The 18,734-nt window shown below is 62.0% G+C and carries 13 protein-coding genes; all 13 read left to right on the forward strand.

What is annotated here, in order from left to right; translation table 11 throughout:
- Positions 1–157 precede the first annotated feature (157 nt).
- A complete protein-coding gene (locus tag QMK54_RS19140; protein WP_320401136.1) occupies positions 158–1,423 on the forward strand; it encodes an acyl-CoA dehydrogenase family protein in 1,266 nt (421 codons plus the stop codon).
- Positions 1,424–1,575: 152 nt separating this feature from the next.
- A complete protein-coding gene (locus QMK54_RS19145) occupies positions 1,576–3,357 on the forward strand; it encodes an ABC transporter ATP-binding protein (RefSeq protein WP_320401137.1) in 1,782 nt (593 codons plus the stop codon).
- Positions 3,350–5,218, forward strand: a complete 1,869-nt coding sequence (locus tag QMK54_RS19150; protein WP_320401138.1) for an ABC transporter ATP-binding protein — start codon at positions 3,350–3,352, stop codon at positions 5,216–5,218. Before QMK54_RS19145 ends, QMK54_RS19150 begins: the two co-directional genes overlap by 8 nt.
- A gap of 536 nt (positions 5,219–5,754) precedes the next feature.
- The gene (locus QMK54_RS19155; RefSeq protein WP_320401139.1) at positions 5,755–6,915 is read left to right on the forward strand and encodes an LLM class flavin-dependent oxidoreductase; all 1,161 of its coding nucleotides are present in this window, start codon (positions 5,755–5,757) and stop codon (positions 6,913–6,915) included.
- A 20-nt stretch (positions 6,916–6,935) separates the two neighbouring features.
- On the forward strand, positions 6,936–7,988 hold the full coding sequence (locus tag QMK54_RS19160; protein ID WP_110661679.1) for an ABC transporter substrate-binding protein: 1,053 nt from the start codon (positions 6,936–6,938) through the stop codon (positions 7,986–7,988).
- A gap of 36 nt (positions 7,989–8,024) precedes the next feature.
- Entirely contained in the window at positions 8,025–9,083 is a 1,059-nt protein-coding gene (locus QMK54_RS19165) for an ABC transporter substrate-binding protein (RefSeq protein ID WP_110661677.1), read from the forward strand.
- Between the two features lie 384 nt (positions 9,084–9,467).
- Positions 9,468–11,738, forward strand: coding sequence for a TonB-dependent receptor (locus QMK54_RS19170; RefSeq protein WP_223593080.1), 2,271 nt, complete (start codon positions 9,468–9,470; stop codon positions 11,736–11,738).
- 280 nt (positions 11,739–12,018) lie between these two features.
- Positions 12,019–14,481 (forward strand): TonB-dependent receptor, encoded by a 2,463-nt coding sequence (locus QMK54_RS19175; RefSeq protein ID WP_320401140.1) that lies wholly within the window; start codon positions 12,019–12,021, stop codon positions 14,479–14,481.
- Positions 14,482–14,718: 237 nt separating this feature from the next.
- A complete protein-coding gene (locus tag QMK54_RS19180; RefSeq protein ID WP_223593084.1) occupies positions 14,719–15,480 on the forward strand; it encodes an ABC transporter permease in 762 nt (253 codons plus the stop codon).
- A gap of 9 nt (positions 15,481–15,489) precedes the next feature.
- The gene (locus tag QMK54_RS19185) at positions 15,490–16,251 is read left to right on the forward strand and encodes an ABC transporter permease (protein WP_110661669.1); all 762 of its coding nucleotides are present in this window, start codon (positions 15,490–15,492) and stop codon (positions 16,249–16,251) included.
- A gap of 11 nt (positions 16,252–16,262) precedes the next feature.
- Positions 16,263–17,057, forward strand: coding sequence for an ABC transporter ATP-binding protein (locus QMK54_RS19190; protein ID WP_320401141.1), 795 nt, complete (start codon positions 16,263–16,265; stop codon positions 17,055–17,057).
- Between the two features lie 57 nt (positions 17,058–17,114).
- Positions 17,115–17,927 (forward strand): energy transducer TonB, encoded by an 813-nt coding sequence (locus QMK54_RS19195; protein WP_320401142.1) that lies wholly within the window; start codon positions 17,115–17,117, stop codon positions 17,925–17,927.
- 84 nt (positions 17,928–18,011) lie between these two features.
- Complete coding sequence (locus QMK54_RS19200; protein WP_110662336.1) at positions 18,012–18,734, forward strand: MotA/TolQ/ExbB proton channel family protein; 723 nt, start codon at positions 18,012–18,014, stop codon at positions 18,732–18,734.

Below are 18,734 nucleotides of genomic sequence, written 5' to 3' on the forward strand. Positions count from 1 at the left end.
CCGGAAAACTCCCCCCCCTGTAGGAGCCGGCTTGCTGGCGATGGCGTCGACGGGATCAGCGCAAGGCTCGAAGGCCAATCGCCAGCAAGCCGGCTCCTACAGGGGACAGGTGTGATTTTTCGTGGCCATCAGCCGATCAATTATCAGAGGTACATCAATGAGCAAGGTCGAACACAACCCCGCCGGGCAACTGATCCAGGAGCAGGCTCCAATCCGCTTGCTTCAGAGCGAAGCCCAAGCCATCGCCGTGGCGAAGGAGATCGCCGTGGAGATCGCCGAAATCGCCGCTGATGCCAGTCAGAACGGTCAACTGCCCCGGCGGCAGGCGCAGCTGCTGTCCGAAAGCGGCCTGACCGCCATTGGCGTTCCCAAGGCATTTGGCGGACTGGGTGCCTCGGTGGAAACCATCGTCGAAACCGTGCGCATCATTTCAATCGCCGACGGCGGCGTCGGTCAATTGCTGCAAATCCACAACGTCATGCTGCGCGGGATTTTCACCGGCTACTCCGACGACATCCGCGACCGGTTGATCCGCGATGTGCTGGCCGGCAAACGTTTCGGCAACGCCTTGGCTGAAGTGGGCGGCAAGAACAAGTTTGCGCTCAAGACCCGGGTCGAACGGCGTGCCGACGGCAAGTTGATCCTCAATGGCAGCAAGTTCTACTCCACCGGTTCCTACCTGGCCGAGTGGATTTCCCTGACCGCCGCCAGCGATGACGGCGGCGCCGGCGTATTGCTCAATCGCAATGCGTCAGGCTTGACCCTGGTGGATGACTGGGAAGCCTTCGGCCAGAAAAACTCGGTCAGCGGCACAGTGATCTTCGACAACATCGAACTCGACGAAGGCTTCGTCTCCCAGCGCAAGGGACCGATGAAGCGCACCGGCCTGACCTTCCCGCAGATTCTTCATGCCGCCATCGACACCGGCATTGCCGAAGGCGCGTTGTCGGCAGCGGTGGACTACCTCAATCACAACGCCCGCCCCTGGGTGGAAAGCGGTGTCGACCACGCCAATCAGGAGCCGCACATCATCAAGCAGATCGGTGAATACGCCGTGGCCTTGCGTGGGGCGCAATCACTGCTGCGTGACGCAGCGCGAGTGTTCGACCAGCACGAACTGGACCCGGACAACAAAGCGTTGCAGGACGAGCTGATTCTTTCGGTGGCCACCGCCCGCGCCCACTCCGACGCGGCCTCGCTGAAAATCTCCAGTGACATCTTCTCCCTGCTCGGTGCCAGTTCATCGCTGACCAAGTGGAACCTCGACCGCTTCTGGCGCAACGCCCGGGTCCACACCACTCACGATCCGATCCGCTGGCGCCTGCATCACGTCGGTAACTACTACCTCAATGGTGTCGATCCGGGTGAATACACCGCGATCCTCAATGCCAAGGAAAAACAGGGCGCCACCAGCCCGGCATAGATCTGACGGCCCCCATCGCCGGCAAGCCGGCTCCTACGAGATCGAACGTCACACCGACCTGTAGGAGCTGGCTTGCCAGCGATGGCGTCGTCAACACCGGTACAAATCCAAAGGCCCCATCGCCGGCAAGCCGGCTCCTGCAGAGCTATTACATGATCGAAAAACATCCCCTATTACGCTGCCTGGCGATTTATCGGGAAATGCCCTGGCGCTTCGCCCTGGTGGCGGTGCTGTTCATTGCAGCGAACCTCGGGCTGGTCTGGCAACAATGGCTGATCGGACACGCGGTGAACGATGTCAGCGCCGGTCGCGCGGTGATCCGGCAAGCCGATGGCAGCCTCGACGCAAGTCTTGGCTGGTACTGGCTGTGGCTGATGCTCGCCGTCGCCCTGGGCCGTGGCGTGTTGCAGTACGCCGCGAGCGTGTTGTCGCTGGTGCTCAGCCAGGAACTGCTGACGCGCCTGCGTGAACGTATCCTGCAACAGGTACAGACACTGCACCTGGGCTACCACTGGCAACACGGCATGGGGGAAATGATCACCCGCACCACCCGTGATGCCGACAAGGTTCGCGATGCCCTGATCAGCTTCTGGCGGCAGGTGGTGGAAACGCCGCTGGTGGTACTGGCAACCGTCGGCCTGCTGGGTTGGTACAACCCGTTGCTGGGACTGGTTCCACTCTTGCTGACGGTGTTCGGCCTGTGGATCTTTGTGCGCCAGACCGAACGTCTGGTCAGTCTCGACCGGGCCGTTGGCCAAGCCTACGACCGGGTCAACCAGGACCTCAGCGAAGGTATTGGCGGCGTGCGGGTGATCAAGTCGTTTGGCCTGGAACACCACCGCATCCAGCGTTTCGCCACGCAAGTAGCGGTGTTCGCCGACCACGCCCGCGACGCCCTCGCCTATTCCAGTTCGCGGATACCGCTGCCCCAGGCTGTCGTCGCGCTGGGGCATGTGTGGATTCTGGTTTACGGCGCCCACCTGGTGGCAAGCGAACGGCTGGGCATCGGTGAGCTGGTCACCTCGCTGCTGATTGCCACCACCCTGGTGTTTCGCATCGAGGGCATCGGCCGCGTCATGCAGACGTTCGCCGACGCGCGCTCCAGCGCCGAGCGGATCTGGCAACTGCTGGACGAGCCGGCCGCCATCCGCAGCGGCAATGCCAGCCTGCCCGACACGCCGCTGGGCTTGAAGCTCGAGCATGTCTGCGTCAGCGCTCCCGGCGGCGGCCTGGATATCCTGCAGGACTGTTCGCTGACCCTGCAGCCGGGCGAAATCGTCGCGCTGGTCGGCGCGACCGGCACCGGCAAAAGCCTGTTGGCCAGCCTGCTGCCACGCCTGAGCGACATCAGCTCCGGGCGCCTGTCGTTGGGCTCGGACAGCGCCGGCTGGCAGGACATTCGTCAGTTGAAGCTGGACGAACTCAGGCGGCGGGTTCACGTGGTCCCCCAGGAAAGCTTTCTGTTTTCCGACACCCTCGCAACCAACCTGCGCCTGACGGCACCGCACGCCAGCGATCAACAATTGCTTCACGGGCTGCGCCTGGCCGCCGCGGAAGATGTACTCGAACGCCTGCCCCAGGGATTGGCCACGCCGCTGGGTGATCGTGGCGTGACGCTCTCTGGCGGTCAGCGCCAGCGCCTGAGCCTGGCCCGTGCGTTGCTCGGCGAGCCGGACATCCTGTGCCTGGACGATGCCACCAGCGCGCTGGATGCGATCAGCGAACGCCAGGTGCTGAACAACATTCGCCAACTGCGTCGTGAACAGGGGCGTGCCACCACCTTGCTGGTGATCTCCAGCAAGCTCTCGACCATCCTCCTGGCGGACCGCGTGCTGATGCTTCAGGACGGCCGGATCGCTGCCAGCGGCACCCATGCCGAACTGTTGAATACCTCTCCTGATTATCGCGACCTGCTAGGGATCGACCATGGCTAATCCAATCGCCGGCAAAGCCTTGAGCGATATCGAAATTGAAGAAATGCTGGCCAAGAAGACCCTCGACCGCAGCATGTTCAGTCGGCTATTACCGCTGCTGAAGCCGATTCGCCGGCACATTTTCGCGGTCATCGGCATTGAGCTGTTGCTGGTATTCACGGTGTTCCTGCGCCCTTGGTTCGTCCGTGAACTGCTCGACCGCGGGTTGATTCAACAGAGCGGTCACTGGTTGCTCGATGAGCGCCTGGTACTCTGGCTCGGCCTGGGGTTGGCGGCCAGTTGGCTGGGGCGTTTCCTGCTCGCCGGGGTCTCGCAGTTCGTCGCCGGCAGTGCGGCAATCCGGGTGTTGAATGACCTGCGGGTGCGGGTGTTTGCCCATGTCCAGAGCTTGAGCGTCAGTTATTTCGACCGGACCAAGGCCGGTCGGATCATTTCCCGAGTCGACCGTGATGTCGATGCCCTTGAGCCGCTGTTGATCCAGGGGCCACCGGAGTTGCTGGGCGCACTGCTGCGCTGCGGGCTGGCCTCGGTGATGCTGTGGCGAATCGATCCGCGATTTTTTCTCAGCCTCGCTGCGACGGTGCCGCTGCTGGTGCTGGCGACCTGGGGTTTCAAACGCATCTCCCAGCGCAACTGGGCCAGGGTCGCCGAGAACCGCAGCCGCTTCACCGCGCATCTGGTGGAGAGCGTCAGCGGCGCGCGCATGTTGCAGCAGTGTGCGCAACAAGCACCGAACCTGCAGCGCTATCGCGGCCTGCTCGATGACTTCAATCAGGCACTGATCCGTGGCAGCCTGCGGTCTGGCTGGTTCGCGCCCTTTACCGCGTTGCTCAGCTCGGCCGGCATGGCCGTGCTGTTGCTGGTGGGCGCCTACGGTCTGGCGCAGGCGGACGTGACCGTGGGCCAGATCGCCGAGAGTCTGTTTTATGTATTCCTGTTCCTCGGGCCATTGCAGGAGCTGTCGGACCTGTTCGAGCGCTACGCCACCGGATCGGCTTCGGCGCAACGCATCTTCCTGTTGCTCGACACGCGCGCGCAAATCAACGACAGCGCCACACCGCAACGCGTGGGCAGGGCCCGCGGCGAAGTGAGCTTTGAACAGGCGCGCTTCAGCTACGATGCCAACAGTTCGACGCCGGTGATCAACGACCTTGACCTGCACATTCCTGCCGGTGAAGTACTGGCGATTGTCGGCCCCTCGGGCCATGGCAAGAGCACGCTGGTGCAGTTGCTGACGCGTTTCTACGAGGTGCAATCGGGCGCCGTCAGGCTGGACGGCATTGATGTTCGCAACCTGACCCAGCATGAACTGCGGCGTAATGTCGGCGTGGTCCTGCAGGACAATGTGTTGTTCAGCGGCAGCATTCTCGACAACCTGCGCCTGGCCTCTCCCCACGCCGACGACGCGAGCCTGATTGCGGCCGCCAGGGAGCTGGGCGCGGACGAAGTGCTGGAGCGGTTGCCGCACCAATACCAGACCGAAGTCGGACCACTGGGCGGGCACCTGAGCCATGGCCAGCGACAATTGGTCTGCCTGGTGCGCGCCTACCTCGCGGACCCTGCGGTATTGGTGCTGGACGAGGCGACCTCGGCCGTCGACATCCATACCGAGCGCCGCATCCAGCGGGCGTTTCGCCGGCTTTGCGAAGGTCGCACGGCCATCATCATCGCCCATCGCCTGGCAACCATTCGCGATGCCGATCGCATTGCGGTCATCCGCCACGGTCGCCTCGTCGAGCAAGGCCCTCACAGCCAATTGATCGATCAGGGTGGCGCTTATGCGGCGCTGTACCAGACCTACCTGCGCAGTGCCGAAGCGGGCGCCTCGATTGACGACATCGTCGCCACGGCACCGGCGTAATCAAGACCGCCATCGCCCGTAGGAGCCGGCTTGCTGGCGATGGCAATCTCCAGAACACCATCAAAACCCGCCTGCCGCACCCCGAACAACCATTGGCTACATCGGCGTATTCAAAATCGCCATCGCCAGCAAGCCGGCTCCTACAGAATCGCGGACAATCCAGAACACCATCAAAACCCGCCTGCCGCACCCCGAACAACCATTGGCTACATTGGCGTATTCAAGATCGCCATCGCCAGCAAGCCGGCTCCTACAGAATCGCGGGCAACACACATCCCCTGTAGGAGCTGGCTTGCCAGCGATGGCAATCTCCAGAGCACAACCAAACCCGCCTGCTGCACCCCGAACAACCATTGCTGACGGACTGCTGCTACAGCAGCACCCCCGCCTTCACCCCCTCTCCCGTCCCCCGCCACTCCCCCGGCCCCGCTGGCCCAAACCCGGCGGGCCAACCATGGCATGTCCGTTGCAACCCCCCCTGACAAGACAGCCTCGCACCTGCGCGACGTACCGCGTACTTGAATCAGGAGCAACCCATGAGCACTGAGTTTTTCTGGCGCCTGCCACTGGGCACCGACGGCCCGCAACTGACCACCGACAAACACAACCGCGGCAATCCGCACTATCGCCCGGGCAACATCGCCCCGGGACGACTGCCCAATGGCGAACCGGACGACTTCACCTACATCGACTACATTGCCCAGGTCGCGAAAGCCGCAGAACTGGCAGGTTTCGAAGGCGCCTTGTTGCCCACCGGCCCGGAGCCATGGATTGCCGCAGCGGCCCTGGCCCGTGAAACCCGTCGAATCAAATTCCTGATCGCGTTCCAGGCCACCTGGACCTTGCCGGCCTATGCCGCACAACAAGCGGCCATCCTGCAGAACCTCAGCCGCGGTCGCCTGGAGTGGAACATCATCACCGGTGGCAACCCGGCCAGTCAGCGCGCCAACGGCGATTTCCTCGGACATGATCTGCGCTACAAACGCACGGGTGAATTCCTCGACATCATCCAGGGCCTTTGGCAGAACGAACGCTTCTCCTACGAAGGCGATATCTACCAACTGGAGAACGGTGCCCTGCCCCATGGCCTGCAGAACGAGCGCAAACCCGGCGTGTACTTTTCCGGGTTCTCTGACGCCGCCCTTGATGTAGCCGCCAAACACGCCGACGTCTACCTGAACTGGGCCGAGCCCATCGACAAGCTCAAGCCGCATATCGATCGGGTACGCGAACTGGCGGACAAGCAGGGTCGTAGCGTGCGCTTTGGTCTGCGTGTCGACCTGTTCGCCCGGGAAACCGAAGAGCTGGCGTGGAAAGATTTGCGTCGCCAGTTCGACAAACTTGAAGGCAAGAGCAGCGTGGTCGCCAAGGGTTTCACCAGCGGCTCCGATTCGGTAGGTGGCGCACGGCAAACCGCCTACCACCAGAACATCGACCGCTTCGACGACCTGATCATCGGCCCAAACCTGTGGGCCGGCTTCGCCAAAGCCAAGCCGGGGCCAACCGTGGGCCTGGTGGGCAGCCACCAGAACATCGCCGAACGCCTGGTGGAGTACCGCGATGCCGGTTTCTCGACCTTCATCCTGGCGGGCAATCCTCACCTGGAAGAAGCCCTGCGTATCGGCCAGGAGGTACTGCCACTGGTGCACCAACGTCCTGCCGTACAACCGGCAACTCATTTGAAGGCCAGCGCCTGAGCGCTGCGGGAGAATCATTGATGACTCAAGCTCTGGACACCCTTTGGTACACCCGCTGCCCGGTACCCACCGGGCTGGGCATTGCCGTGCAAAAAGGCTGGCTGCAAGACACCGTCGGCGCGTTGGGCACGCAAGTGCAGTCGCTGCGCGAATCCACCGACAAGGCCGTGCGTGAATCGCACTTCGATCACACCCTGCGCAACTCGGTGCGCCACGGCGGCAACATCCCGGCCATCTGGGCCAGGGCCCAGGGCCGGGAGACACGGGTGATTGGCCTGTCCTGGGCCGATGAAGTGCAACTGATCCTGACCCTTCCCGACAGCGGCATCAAAACCGTCAAGGACCTCAAGGGCCGTCGTTTCGGCTTGCCCGACTGGGCCGGCGCGCAAATCGACTTTACCCGCGCCCAGGCCCTGCGCGGGCTGGAAAACGCCCTGAGCCTGGAAGGCCTGCAAGTTGGCGATGTGCAGCTGGTGAATTTTCGCTATGAAGGTACGTTCAGCGACCCGCAGGTCAGCACCGTAAACGGCACGCCGGTCAGTGCGCAGCGAGTCGAGGGGCGCAACCTGGAACTGGTGGGTCTGCTGCGCGGCGAGGTCGATGCAATCTTCCTCAAAGGCGCCAGCGCCGCCCGGCAGGCCCATGAGTTCGGCCTGCACACCGTCATCGACACCGGCTCGCACCCCGAGCCCCTGATTCGCAGCAACAATGGCACCCCGCGCACACTGGCCGTGGACCTGAACCTGCTGGATAACCATTTCGATGTCGCCACCGGCATTCTCGATTCCGTTCGACGCGCCGAACATTGGGCCCACACCCATCCGGAAGACACCCGCCGCTACCTGGCCCGGGAAACCAACAGCAGCGAGTACTGGGTCAGCGCCGCCTATGGCAACGATGCCCATCTGCGCTTGCGCACCGAACTGGATGAGCAGGCCATCGACGCCCTGCAGGACTTCACACACTTCCTGCATCGCTGGCGCTTCATCCCGAAAAGCTTCGACGTGCGCGACTGGATCGATCCTCGTCCGCTGGACGCGTTGCTGCAAACCCCTACCGCACTGGCAGGCTAACCCGCCAGGCTTCATGGATCGGCACTGAAGGACTTTATGAGCAAACCACTCGATACGCTTTGGTATACCCATAGCCCTGTTCCCACGGGGCTAGGCATCGCCGTGCAATCCGGTCGACTGGCGCAAGCCTTTGCGCCGTTCGGCACGAATATCCAATCCCTGCGCGAGTCCAGTGAGCGGGAAGTTCGCGAAGCCCATTACGACCATCACCTGAAAAACTCGGTGCGTCACGGCGGCAATATCCCGGCCATCTGGGCCTATGCCAGCGGCGTACAGACCCGCGTGCTGGGGCTGTCCTGGAGCGACGAGGTGCAGCTGATCCTGACCACCGCGGAATCCGGTGTGAAGAGCATTCGCGACTTGAAAAACCGCCGCTTCGGACTGCCGAAATGGGCCAACGTGCAGATCGACTTCACTCGCGCCCAGGCCCTGCGCGGCCTGGAAAATGCCCTCAAGCTCGAAGGCCTGGACGTGTCTGATGTCGAGTTGGTGGACTACCCCTATGGCGGCACCTACAGCGACGATCAGAAACAGCATGTCTACGGCTCGGAAGTCAGCCTCGACGTCACGCGCGTCAGCCGCCGCAACAACGAACTGATCGGCTTGTTGCGCGGCGACATCGATGCGATTTTTCTCAAGGGCGCGCACGCCGTGCACCTGGCCAACGAATTCGGTTTGCAGGTGGTCGTCGATACCGGCTCTCACCCCGACCCGCTGATTCGCTCGAACAACGGCACGCCACGGACCCTGACCGTGGACACTCACCTGCTGCATGAGCATTTCGACGCCAGCGTGAACATCGTTGATACCGTGCTGCGCACCGAGCAATGGGCCTGGGCCAACCCAGACGAAACCCGGCGTTTTCTCGCACGGGAACTCAACACCAGCGAGTACTGGGTCGCCGCCGCGTACGGCGAAGACGCCCATCGGCGCTTGCGCACGACACTGGATGCACGATCCATTGAAGCGTTGCAGGATTTCACTGATTTCCTGCATCGCTGGGACTTTATTCCGCGGCGTTTCGATGTGCGCGACTGGATCGATTTCAGCGTGCTGGAAAAGGTCATCGGCTCCACGTCACGATTGGCGGTTTGAGTTTTTCAGCGCCTGTCAGGACGTCATCGCCAGCAAGCCGGCTCCTACAATGTTTATTCCGTTTCAACGCAAAGCCTGTAGGAGCCGGCTTGCTGGCGATGGCGTCCGCAAGGCCAACGGATTGTTGGCCAGGCAACACTCCCTCACTCAACTCCTGCTGCTCCAGCAACACCCGCCAAGCAACTTCTGCTGAATGCCTGACAGGCACTTATCAGGAGACTGAATCCAACTAACAAACTCTAAAAAAATCCGCCGAACGCACAACTTATTCATACAATTAATCCTTTATTTTCAATACCTTGATAAAACTAACCACGCAAAAAAAGCACTTGGCACGATCTCTGCTCAACCCCCACTAGTGAAACTTTCCTGGGGGAGACTCAAATGCATAAACTTAATCCAATCACCAAAAGTATCTGGCTAACCTTGTTACTCGCCGGGGGCGGCGTCAGCGAGGGTTTGCTGGCAGCAGAAACCACAGAAACCGACAGCAGCAAATCGGCTGCGGAGCCTTCGCTGAAAACCGTGACCGTCACCGCGCAACACCGGGAGGAAACCCTGCAAGAGATTCCGGTGGCGGTGTCCGCGATCCAGGGCACCAGCCTGGTGGCCGACGGCGTGCGCAACATGGGCGACATCACCACCTTCGTTCCCAACACGTCGGCGAAAAACCCGGACGGCGATGGTCGCCCACGTTGGTACATCCGTGGTCTCGGTACCGGTGATACCGGCGCAGCCACCGTTTTCCCGGTGGGGATCTACGCCGATGACGTCTACCTCAACGCACCGGTTGCCGGCGGCGGGCCTCTGTTCGACCTGGAGCGCATCGAAATCCTGCGCGGGCCGCAAGGTACCCTGTACGGCAAGAACACCACCGCGGGCGCGGTGAACGTCATCTCGAAAAAACCAACCTTCGACACTGACGGCTTCGGCACGATCGGGTTTGGCACCAAGAACGAACGCATCGTCAGCGGCGCTCTGGGGGGAGCGCTGGTGGATGAAAAACTCGCGGCACGGGTCTCGCTGTACTCCGAGGAGCGTGACGGTTTCCAGGAAAACCTGGTCGATGACAACACCTATGGCGACGTCAACAAGAAAGCCGTCCGCCTGCAGTTTCTTGCTCAGATAAATGACGATCTCGAGGCACTGCTCAAGGTCCACAGCCGCGAATTCAAAGGCGACGGCAGCAACGGTTCGCTCGCGGTCGGGCGTTATTACAACGTTGGCTACGTAAGACCCAATGGACGCGATATCGCAATCAACGTCAATGAAGACTCCAAGCTCAATCACGACGGCACTTCGCTGACCCTGAACTGGCACCTGGGTGACTACACCCTGACCTCCATCAGCGCCTATGACTACATTCGCAACCAGGCGACCAGCGACGCCGACTACACGCCTTATGAAGTCAACGGCGCAGCGATTTCCGACAACAAATACGCTCAATACACCCAGGAGCTGCGCCTGGCATCGCCACAGCAGGAAACCCTGCGCTGGCTGCTGGGCGCGCATTACTTCCACGAAGACCTCGACAGCTCTGCCCAGCGCATTGTCACACCCGGCCCGACGCCTAACGGTACCGGCTCAAACCAGATCGGCGGCGTCACCGACTTCCGTGATCTGAGCTATGACCACAAGACCGACAGCTACGCGCTGTTCGGCAACCTGACCTACGACTTCACCGAAGATTTCAGCGTGACTGGCGGCCTGCGCTGGACCCAGGAAAAGAAAGACATCGACCTCGACCTGACGCAACTGACCCGCTTCACGGCCAACGGCCCGCTGGTGCCGCTGCCTGGCGTCGGCACCAACGGCAATCGTCAGGAAGACAAGACCTGGGAAGCCTGGACCTATGACCTGACGCCGGAATACCGGATCAACGATAACGTGCGGGTGTTCTTCCGTTACGCCCATGGCTTCCGTTCCGGCGGTTTCAATACCGGCCTGTCCACCAGCCTGTCGCAGCTGACCACGGTCGACCCGGAACAACTCGACGCCTACGAACTCGGCCTCAAATCCGAGTGGTTCGACCATCGCCTGACGGCCAACGCCAACATCTTCTACTACGACTATTCGGATATTCAGGTGAACCTGCTGACGGTCAACAACGGCGTGCTGACCACGGCGCTGACCAACGGCGCCAAGGGTACGGTCAAGGGCGCCGAACTGGAACTCGAAGCCCAGCCGACTGACTACCTGCACCTGCGTGCCGCAGTATCGTTCCTCGACACCGAATACACCGACTTCAAGAACACCAACCCCAACACCGGGGTGGTCACGGGTGATTACAGCGGCAACAGTTTCGTGCGTTCACCGCGCAACGTGGTGGCGCTCGGTGGCGACTACACGTTCCCGCTGGAAGTCGGTGGCAAGCTGGTGGCTGGCGGCGATGTGAGTTTCCGCGACAAGGAATACTTCCTCGCCGATCGCCAGAGCAGTGCTGACAAGACCCTCAGCCAACCGCATTACACCCTGGCCAATACTCGCCTGACCTGGTACAGCCCGGATGAAAAACTCAGCGTGACCGGGTTTGTGAACAACGTCACCGACCGTCGCTATCAGGTCCATGGTCGTCCGAACGGCACCCTGGGCCAATACGTGATCACCTACGGCGACCCGCGGACCGTCGGCCTGAGCGTGACCAGCCGCTTCTGACCTGAAACCTCCCCTTGCCGGCGATGGGGCCCGCATGCCTTGCATCGCCCTCTTGGCCGCCATCGCCAGCAAGCCGGCTCCTACAGAAAAATCATCGAATCCGGACTACCGGTACGCACCCATAAAACCATCGATTTCCGGACCTCCGGCATCCACACATCCACTGTAGGAGCCGGCTTGCCGGCGATGGGGCCCGCAAGCCTTGCATCGCATTGAAGGCCGCCATCGCTGGCAAGCCAGCTCCTACAGGGGTCTTCATTCGTCTGGAAGGAATTTATCCATGTTCCATCACACTCCGTTGGCCGGCGCTATCGCGCTGGTCATTGGCAGCCTTGCCGTGCCTGTCGTGGCTGCCGAAACTCAACCCTCCGCCAGCAGCGATCACCTCGACACAGTGGTGGTACTCGGTACCCGGCGCAGCGATATCACTGCGCTCGAAAGCGCCGCTCCCATTGATGTGCTGTCCAGCGAACAGTTGGAACAGACCGGTGCCAGTGACCTGTCCGGCGCCCTCACCGCGCTGTCACCGTCGTTCACCTATCCGCAGTCGCCCCAGGGCGCTTTTGCCGGCTCCATCGCCCAAGGCGCGTCATTGCGTGGCCTGGCATCCGATCAGGTGCTGGTGCTGGTCAATGGCAAGCGCCGCCACACCAGCGCCAACGTCACTCGCCAAAGCCTGGTCAACGGACGTGGCGCGGCAGCAGTCGACCTGAGCCTGATACCCCTGAGCTCGATCCAGCGCGTGGAAATCCTGCGCGACGGCGCGGCGGCCCAGTACGGCTCCGACGCCATCGCCGGGGTCATCAACATCGTGCTCAAGGAGAACGACGACGGAGGCAACCTCGGTTATCGCTTCGGCGGCTACGACAAAGGCGATGGCATCCAGCGCAAACTCAGCGGCTGGAAAGGCATTGCCCTGCCCAATGACGGCTTCCTGACCCTGAGCTTCGATGCCGGCAGCCAGGACCCGGCCAGCGACACCAACCCGGACAACCGGATTTTTTACCCGGGCTCCACCAGCATCAACACGCCCCGCGAGCAGAACAACCGCTACCGCACCTGGCGCTGGGGCTCGGGCAATGTGTCGGACCAGTACAACTTCGCCGCCAACAGTGAAATGGGCATTGGCGACGGTTTGACGGCCTACGGCTTTGCCACCTACTCGCACAAGAACACCGACGCCGAAGGCTTCTTCGACCCGCCCACGACGTTGCGCAACAACTACAGCAGCACCGCATTGCAACGCTTCCCGGACGGCCGTGTACCGATCACCCGTTACTCGCTGGAGGACTATGCGTTGACCGGCGGCCTGCGCTACGAAAATGAACAACTGGGCAAGTTCGACTTCGCCGTCAACCACGGCGACAACACGCTGAAGTCCACCGACCGCAACGCAATCAACCCCAGTTGGGGTGTCAACAGCCCGGAAAAAATCTTTACCGGCGAACGCGACGCCGACCAGACCAACGTCACCCTCGATTGGGTGCGGGACTTCCCGACCGACCTGTTGTTCCAGCCCCTGACACTGTCCGCCGGCTTGGCCTGGCGCCGTGAAAACTACGAGCTCAGCGCAGGCGAGCCCGCTGGCTGGCAAAACGGCCCGCTGTTCAACACGGTCGACCCGCTTACCCGACGGCGTATCCCGGGCTACTACTCGGGCATCACCCAGGTCGATGCAGCCTCGCTGGACCGCAACGTAGCGGGCGCCTATGTCGACATCGAAGGCCAGGTCACCGAGAAATTCCAGGCCGGTGTCGCCCTCCGCAGCGAGCACTACTCGGACTTCGGCGACACCACCAACGGCAAACTCTCCCTGCGCTACGACTTCACCCCGCAGATCGCCGCCCGAGCCACCGCCAGTACCGGTTATCGCGCGCCGTCCCTGGTGCAGAGCGGCCTGTCCTCGTTCAGCGTGCAAGTGGTGGAGCAACCGCCCGGCAGCGGCAACTTTGTCGAAGTGCAGCAGCGTACGTTGCGCGCCGACAGTCCAGAGGCAGCGCTGCTCGGAGGGACATCGCTCAAACCGGAAGAATCCACCAGCTATTCCCTGGGCCTGGTCTGGCGTCCATTGGCCAATGCATCGGTGACGCTGGACGCCTACCGCATTGATATCGACAACCGCATCACCCTCTCCGACCAGTTGCCCGCGTCGGTGGTCTCGCCGATTTTCGCCGGTACCCCTTACGCGAACATCCAGAGTGCGGCCTTCTACACCAACGTGGCCGACACCCGCACCGACGGTGTCGAGCTGGCCGGCAATTATCAGCTGGACCTGCAGCAATGGGGACGCCTGAACCTCAATGCCGGCGTGAGCCAGAACAACACCAGAATCACCGCCCTGCGTGACGTCGGCAACATCAAGGGCTCGCAGATTGTCGGCCGCACCACCCAAGGCCTGATCGAGGATGGCACGCCCGAGTCCAAGCTGATCCTCAGTGCCAATTGGTTGTATGAGGGTTGGGGCGTCACCGTGGCCCAGCGCCGCTATGGCGAATGGAAAAGTCTTAACTCGACCAACCCGACCCTGGACCAGACCTACAGCTCGCAATGGGTGACGGACCTGGATCTGTCATACACCTTCGACAAGGCGCTGAAGGTGTCGGTGGGAGCGATCAACCTGTTCGACACCCATCCGGACAAGGCTGACGGAGCGCAGTTGTACGGCGTGCCGAAGTACTCGATCACCAGCCCCGAAGGCGCCCAGGGCGCGTTCTACTACACCAGCGTCAGTTACGACTTCTGAGTGGACTGCTGCCGGGGTGTTGCCCTGGCAGCAACGGGTGCTGATCAGGCATCAATTGCCGCGACAACGAGCCCTGTAGGAGCTGGCTTGCCAGCGATGCGGTCAGCACGATTTGTGTCGCCTGCACCGCCGCCATCGCCAGCAGGCCGGCTCCTACAGGGTTGTTTGGCGTGATCGGTGTTTGCTGGCACAGCTCTTGCGATACCCCTTCGGTACTTCGCCGAAATAAGAACCGCCATGCGTACTCAACGTCTGTTCTCAACCCTAAGCTGGCTCATCTCTCCTGTTGCCCTGTTGTTGCTGTGGGCGGTGGTCGCCGAGGCCGGGATTTTCCCGCGCAACCTGCTGGTCCCTCCCGCTCAGGTGTGGCGGACTTTCGAAGCGCTGTCGGCCAGTGGTGAGCTGCTCGAACACCTGCTTAACAGCCTGTCGCGCCTGGGGCTGGGGTTCGGCATTGGTTCACTGTGCGGGCTGGCGTTCGGCGTGCTCATGGCCTTGTCGAAAAACGTCGAGATCTACTGCTCGCCGCTGTTCCACACCTTGCGCCAGATTCCCAGCATCGCCTTGATCCCGATGTTCGTGCTGCTGTTCGGCATCGATGAAACCTTCAAGATCATCATCGTTGCCAAAACCGCGTTCTTCCCGGTCGCGCTGGCCGCCAGCGAAGGCGTCAAGGCCATTCCGCGCAGCTACTTCGAGGTGGCTGACGTCTACCGCCTGCGCTGGCCGACACTGGTCCGGGAGATCGCCCTGCCCGCTGCCGCGCCCCCGATCATCACCGGTTTTCGTATCAGCCTGACCCGCGCCTGGGTGGTGCTGGTGGCCACCGAGTTGCTCGCTGCTGACAGTGGCCTGGGACAGATGATCGAAATGAGCCGGCAAATGTTGCGCATCGATGTGGTGATGGTCGGGATTGTCGTGACCGGTTTGATCGGTTTCACCCTGGATTTCAGCTTTCGCCAACTGGAACAGCGGCTGTTCCGCTGGCAGACCCGCTAGGAGCCTTCGATGTCTGGACTGATTGCCAAATCCCGTGGCCTGTTGCTGCCGCTGTTGTTGATCGGCGGCTGGGAATACCTGTCACGCCAGGACGCGGCGGGGGCTTACGCCTTTGTGCCGCTGTCGACCATCGGCGCCGCCTTGCTTGAGTTGCTGGCCAATGGCGAGTTGCTGGTGAACCTGTTGGCCAGTCTGGCGCGTACCAGCACCGGGCTGGCGCTGGGTATTTTCTTCGGTGTCCTGTTGGGCGTGTTGATGGCGCTGTCGGGACTCGCCAACCGGCTGATCGGGCCGCTGTTTCATTCGATCCGCCAGGTCCCCATGCTCGGCTGGATTCCGCTGATCGCCATGTGGTTCGGCAACGGCGAGTTCTCCAAGGTGCTGATCGTCAGCCTCGCGGCTTTCTACCCCATGGTGCTCAACACTTACCAGGGCTTCAGCCATGTCGAGCAGCGCTATCGCGAAGTCGGCCAGGTACTGGTGCTGAGCCGCTGGCAACGGTTTCGTCATGTGCTGCTACCGGCGGCGCTGCCGAGCATCGCCACCGGTGTGCTGCATGCGCTCGCGTTTGCCTGGGTCACGGCAGTGGGCAGCGAGTTGTTCCTGTCTTCGGGAGCCGGCCTGGGCAACCTGATGATGAACGCCGAAGCCGGCTCACGCATGGAAGTCATCGTCCTCAGCGTGTTGTGCATCGGTCTGTGCGGTTACCTGATGACCCTGCTATTCACCCTTCTGAGCCGCCATTTGCTGCGCTGGCGCAACATTCGTTGAAAGGCCACTCCATGAACGCAATTGCCCAACATGTCCTGCCCCACAGCACCCCGCTACAGTCCGGCGCCCTGCAAATCCGCGGCCTGAGCAAGGCCTATCGGATCGAAGGCCAGCCTCTGCCAGTGCTGCGCAACATCAACCTCGACGTTCGCCCCGGCGAGTTCGTCAGCATCGTGGGTGCCAGCGGCTGCGGGAAATCCACGCTGCTGCGGCTGATCGTCGGGCTGGAGGCCGACTATGAAGGTGACATCCTGCTCGATGGCAAACGGATCGTGGCCACCAGCCTGGAGCGCGGGATCGTGTTTCAGGATCACCGTTTGTTTCCGTGGATGACCCTGAGCCAGAACATTGCCCTGGCCTTGAAAAACCATCCACTGTCCCAGACGGAAAAAGACCGATTGGTGGCCGAACACATTGCCCTGGTCAACCTTGAGGGCTTCGAGAATGCCTACCCGCACCAGTTGTCCGGTGGCATGGCGCAACGAGCCGCCATTGCCCGGGCGCTGATCAACAAACCAAAAGTGCTGTTGCTCGACGAACCCCTCGGCGCGCTCGACGCGTTGACCCGGGTACGACTTCAACACGAACTGCAGCGCATCTGGGTGCAACAACGCTGCACCGTGATCATGGTGACCCACGATATCGAAGAAGCCCTGTACCTGGGTGACCGGGTGATCGTCATGGACGCCCATCCGGGACGGATCAAGCACGAAATCAAGGTCGACTTGCCCCATCCCCGGGATCGGGCTTCAACCGTGCTGCAAGGCTACAAGGAACAACTGCTGGAGGAGCTGGTGGGGCATTGAAGCCCGGACCGGTCCGTCGAAGCGTGGAAAAACCACAGGATTCACAGGAGTAAACAAATGGGCAATGTCCAAAGCCCCGCCAGTCTGCCGCAAGTGTTCCAGGGCCCGGGCCTCGGTGAGCTGCTCAACCTTGGCCGGGTATTTCGCGAACCCTTGGCACTGTCTCGCCTGCACCGCACACCGCAACGGCTGTTGAGTCGTCGCGAGGTGGTCTTGCTGGGGGTGTTGGCGCTGGTCCTGCATGGCGCGGTGATTGTCTGGGTCAACCAGGCACCCACGCCGCAACTGCCCGTAGTACCCCCGGAAATCCCGCCGATGACCATCGAGTTCTCCCGGCCGGCGCCACCCGTTGTCGAACCACCTGCGCCCGAGCCGATTGCCCAACCCGTGGTGGAGCCACCTCCACCGGTGGAAGATGAATTGGCCGTGAAACCGCCACCGCCCAAGCCGATACCCAAGCCCAAGCCTGCTCTCAAGCCCGCGCCTAAACCGGTGGCCAAACCGGTGACAGCGCAACCTACCCCCGCCGTGACGCCGCAACCGGTGGCCGCGGCGCCCGCACCTGCGGCACCGCCTGCCCCTCAGCCCGTGACCCCGGCTTCGGCAACGGCCGGGTACTTGCACAACCCGGCGCCGGAATACCCGTCCCAGGCCATGCGCCGGGGCTGGCAAGGCACGGTGTTGTTGCGCGTCCATGTGTTGGCCAGCGGCAAGCCCGGTGAAATCCAGATTCAAAAAAGCAGTGGCCGCGAATCGCTGGACGACGCCGCACTGGCCGCCGTGAAACGCTGGAGCTTCGTCCCGGCCAAGCAAGGCGACACCGCGCTGGACGGCTGGGTCAGCGTGCCCATCGACTTCAAAATCAAGTAACTCAAACCTATCGAAACCCTGCGGGCTACCTGGCAAAAGGCGCATCGCTACAACTGATCTAATGCCTTGTTGGAGCACCCGACCATGAGTCTACTCACCTCCCCCTTCGAATCCATCGAACACGCCGTCATCTGGCTGCTGATTGTCTTCTCCGTCGCGACTTGGGGCCTGGCCTTGCTCAAGGGCTTGCAGTTCATCCGGTTGAAGACGCAGGACCGAAAATTCCATCGGCAGTTCTGGGCCGCTTCGAGCCTTGAATCGGCCGCCGATTTCGCCAACAACCTGCCTGGCGCTGCAGCCCGCGTTGCGCTTGCCGGTTACAACGCGATCCAGATCAGTGACAGTCAGAACGCTGACCTCAGCCAGTCGATCAATCATCAGGACCGCCTTGAGCGTGCCTTGCGCCAGCAGATCGTGCGTGAACGGCGCTCGCTGGAAACAGGGCTAGCCATCCTTGCCAGTATCGGCAGCACCTCGCCCTTCATCGGCCTGTTCGGTACCGTCTGGGGGATCATGTCCGCGTTGAAAGGGATCAGTGCGGCGGGTTCGGCGAGCCTGGAAACCGTGGCGGGCCCCATCGGCGCCGCACTGGTCGCCACCGGTGTCGGTATTGCTGTCGCCGTGCCGGCGGTGCTGGTCTACAACTATTTCCTGCGTCGCCTGAAGTTGACGGCAGCAGACCTGGATGACTTTGCGCACGACTTCTACAGCCTGGCGCAGAAACACGCGTTCCGTGTGCTGCTGAGCCCTGTCGCGGGTAAATCCGCCGCCAGCACCTCCGGGCAGAAAATCAAGGAGGCGTCCTGA

This window comes from Pseudomonas sp. P5_109 (assembly GCF_034009455.1).
GTDB lineage: Bacteria > Pseudomonadota > Gammaproteobacteria > Pseudomonadales > Pseudomonadaceae > Aquipseudomonas.